Genomic DNA, 3,811 nt, shown 5'->3' on the forward strand with positions numbered 1-3,811 from the left:
GCAAACTCCTCACACTCCTCAACGCCATCCTCAAATCCGCCAGAAGGACACAAACCGCGTGACTACACAGTCGCTCTTCCCCGTTTCGGCGGAGAGGGGACGTCGCGGTCATGCGCGTTCCCTCTCCCGCGCGCGGGAGAGGGTCAGGGTGAGGGCCTAGGCGACCTGCACCGCCGTATGCGCCACGCAGTCGCCGCGCTCCACCCGCGCGGGGTGTCGCTGGCAGACGACGATTCCGCCATGCCCGAACCGTACTTCCGCCGGCGGGCGCGCGGGATCGTCCACGAAGTGCACGCGGCCGCACAGATCGCCGTCCGCGACTGCATCGCCGAGATCGGTCGCGGGCTCGAACACGCCGGGCTGGGGCGCATAGACGAAGCAGTCGCGCGAGGGCACTTCCAGCATCCGTGTCGGTGGCGCCTCGACCGCACCGGGCAGGATGCCGAGTGCGCGCAGGTGCCGCTCGATCCCGGCCTCGACCATCGCGAGTCCGATCCGGCTGAGCGAGCCGCCGCCGCCGAACTCGCCGCCGAGCGCTGCCACCCCGCGCCGCATCGCCGCCGCCGGCGAGTAGCGCGGGTCCGCACCATGCCGCCACACCAGCGAGGTCGCCGCACCGAAGGCGCGCAACGCCGCCAACCCCTTCTCGTTGATCGCCGGATCGGGGCCGTGATGGGTCGAGGCGAAGGGCACATAGGCGAGCGACCCTCCACCCGAGTGGAAGTCGTGGAACAGGTCCGCGCGAGTGAACAGTTCGCTGTCGATGTAGAACGCGATCTGCTGCGTCACCGTGCCTTCCGGGTCGCCCGGGAAGCTGCGATTGAGATTGCCGTCGTCGATCGGGCTGACCCGCGTGCCGGCCATCGCCGCCGGCAGGTTCGCCGCCGGCAGGATGATGATGCGGCCCTTGATGCGCTCCGGTTTCATGTCGCGAACCAGGTTGCACAGCGCGACCTGGCCCTCGTACTCGTCGCCGTGGTTGCCGGCCATGAAGAAGGCCGTCGGGCCGGCGCCGTTGCGGATCACCGCGACCGGGATCGCGATCGTACCGTAGGCGCTGCGCGTGACGGAATGCGGCAGGTGCAGATAGTCCACCTGCTTCCCGTCCCGGTCGTAGTCCACGTTCGTGAAGATGCGCGTCTGCCGGTCCATTCCGCCCTCATGCGTGTCCATGCAGGCGGAGCATCGGGCGGTGCGGGCGGTGCGGCAAGCCCTCGAAACGGTCTTTGCGGCGGCGCACGACCGTGCTTCACTCCCGGCCAACCAACCGGAGGGCTCACGTGCGCCTGTTCGCCGCGACACTTGCGACCGAGACCAACACCTTCTCGCCTCTGCCGACCAGCCTCGCGGCCTACAAGGAAGGAGTCTTCCTCCGACCGGGCGAGCATCCCAACGACACGCCGCTGATGTGCACAGCGCCACTGTTCGTGGCACGCCAGCGCGCGGCCGCGGAGGGGTTCACGCTGATCGAGGGCTCGTGCTTCGCCGCCTCGCCGGCGGGCACCACCAACCGCGCGGACTACGAGTTCATGCGCGACGAGATCCTCGGCCAGGTGAAGGCCGCGCTGCCGCTCGACGGCGTGCTGCTCGGCCTGCACGGCGCGATGGTCGCGCATGGCTACGACGACGTCGAAGGCGACATCATCGAGCGCGTGCGCGCGATCGTGGGCACGGATTGCGTGATCGGCGTCGAGCTCGACCCGCACTGCCACCTGACGAAGAAGCGCGTCGCCGGGGCCGACATCATCATCCTCTACAAGGAGTTTCCACACACGGATGTGGTCGAGCGCGCCGAGGAGGTGCTGACCCTGGTGCTGCGGGCGATCCGCAAAGAGATCAAGCCGGTGATGTCGCTCTATGATTGCCGCCAGATCGGCAGCTACCCGACCACCGAGCCGCTCATGCGCGCCTTCGTCGACAAGGTGAGCGCGATGGAAGGCAAGGACGGGATCCTGTCGATCTCGCTCGGCCACTGCTTCCCCTATGCCGACGTGCCCGAACTGACCGGCCGGGTGCTGGTGATCACCGATGGCGCCAAGGCGAAGGCGGACGCGGTCGCGACCGCGATCGGCGAGGAGTTCGTCTCGATGCGTGGCAAGACCGCGCCGCCCTATCTCTCGGTCGAGGACGGGATCAGCTTCGCAATCGAGTTCAACGGCGCCCCCGTGGTGATGGCCGATCCGGCCGACAACGCCGGCGGCGGTGCGCCGTCCGACAACACCACGATCCTGCGCGCCATGATCGCGCGCGACGTGAAGGACGCCGCCCTTGGCCCGATCTGGGACCCGATCGCCGTTCGGCTCTGCATGGATGCAGGCGAGGGGGCACGCATTCCCCTCCGCTTCGGCGGCAAGATCGGCCCGGCCTCGGGCCCGCCGGTGGACGCGGTGGTGGAGGTGACCAAGCTCGCGCGCGACTGCTGGCAGAGCTTCGGGCCGACGAAGGTGCCGCTCGGCGACACCGCGGCGATCCGCGTCGGCGGGATCGACGTGGTGCTGATCAGCAACCGCACCCAGGCGCTGGGGCTCGAACTCTTCCGCAACGTCGGAATCGAGCCGACCGCGCGAAAGCTCGTGGCGGTGAAGTCGACCAACCATTTCCGCGCCGCCTTCGGTCCGATCGCCGCCAAGGTGATCTATGTGGACAGCGACGGGCCGCTGGCGCGAGACTACCGCAAGGTACCCTATACTCGGATTGAGCGGCCGATCTGGCCACTGGACGAGAAGACGACACCCGGCCTGATCCTTTAGGCCGGTACGACCAAGCAGGGAGACGAACCATGAAGACGACACGACGCAGTGTTCTCGGGGCAGGTGTAGCCGGCGCGGCCGTGCTTGCCGCCCCCGGGATCGTGCAGAGCCAGACAGCACCGCCGGCCTCGCGCACCATCCGCGCGATCCTGCACGGCGACATCCCGACCTTCGACCCGATCTGGACCACCGCCAACATGGCCGCCAATCACGGCGCGATGATCTACGACACGCTGTTCGGCATTGACGACAAGGTGCAGCCGCAGCCGCAGATGGTTGGCCGCCACGGCCTGTCGGATGACAAGCTCACCATGACCATGGAGCTGCGCGACGGGTTGAAGTGGTCCGACGGCACGGACGTCACGGCGCGCGACTGCGTCGCCTCGATCCGCCGCTGGGCGGCGCGCGACGGCGCGGGCCAGCACATGATGGAGCGGGTGCAGGACCTGTCCGCCCGCGACGCGAAGACCATCGTGATCAAGCTCAAGGAGCCCTACGGGCTGGTCGCGGATGCGATGGCCAAGACCTCGACCCCCTTCTGCTTCATGATGCGCGAGAAGGAGGCGATGACGGATCCGATGCAGAAGATCGAGACGATCGTCGGCTCGGGCCCCTTCATCATGAACGAGCGCGAGACCCGCCCGGGCAGCCAGTACGTCTACGACCGCAACCCGAACTACCGCCCGCGCAGCGAGCCTGCGTCCTGGATCGCCGGTGGCAAGGTCGTGCATGTGGATCGCGCGATCATCCTGAACGTGCCGGATGCGCAGACCGCCATCGCCGCGTTGCAGGCGGGCGAGGTGGACTATGTCGAGCAGCCCTCCCTCGACGCCGTGTCGGCGCTTGAGGCGGACCGTGACATCGAGCTGCCGCCGCGCAACCCGCTCGGTAATGTCGGCTGGATCCGGCTGAACTTCCTCCATCCGCCGTTCAACAACGTCAAGGCGCGCCAGGCGGTGCTGTGGGCCGTGAACCAGGAGAACCATCTGAAGGCGACCTTCGTCGAGCCGCGGTTCTACCGGAAGTGCCCGTCGTTCCTGACCTGCGGCACGCCCATGGAG

3 protein-coding genes are annotated in these 3,811 nt (G+C 68.1%); 2 read left to right on the forward strand and 1 reads right to left on the reverse strand.

What is annotated here, in order from left to right:
* Nucleotides 1–156: 156 nt before the first annotated feature.
* The gene (locus ACTIFU_RS22990; RefSeq protein ID WP_439580656.1) at nucleotides 157–1,152 is read right to left on the reverse strand and encodes a deacylase; all 996 of its coding nucleotides are present in this window, start codon (nucleotides 1,150–1,152) and stop codon (nucleotides 157–159) included.
* A 128-nt stretch (nucleotides 1,153–1,280) separates the two neighbouring features.
* Here ACTIFU_RS22990 and ACTIFU_RS22995 point away from each other — a divergent pair, with 128 nt between their 5' ends.
* Together ACTIFU_RS22995 and ACTIFU_RS23000 are read left to right on the forward strand one after the other, a co-directional pair.
* A complete protein-coding gene (locus ACTIFU_RS22995) occupies nucleotides 1,281–2,750 on the forward strand; it encodes a M81 family metallopeptidase (RefSeq protein WP_439580657.1) in 1,470 nt (489 codons plus the stop codon).
* Between the two features lie 29 nt (nucleotides 2,751–2,779).
* Nucleotides 2,780–3,811, forward strand: a 1,032-nt coding sequence (locus tag ACTIFU_RS23000; RefSeq protein WP_439580658.1) for an ABC transporter substrate-binding protein, incomplete at its 3' end; no start/stop codon positions are given.

This window comes from Elioraea sp., from assembly GCF_051860475.1.
Classification (GTDB): Bacteria; Pseudomonadota; Alphaproteobacteria; order Acetobacterales; family Acetobacteraceae; genus Elioraea.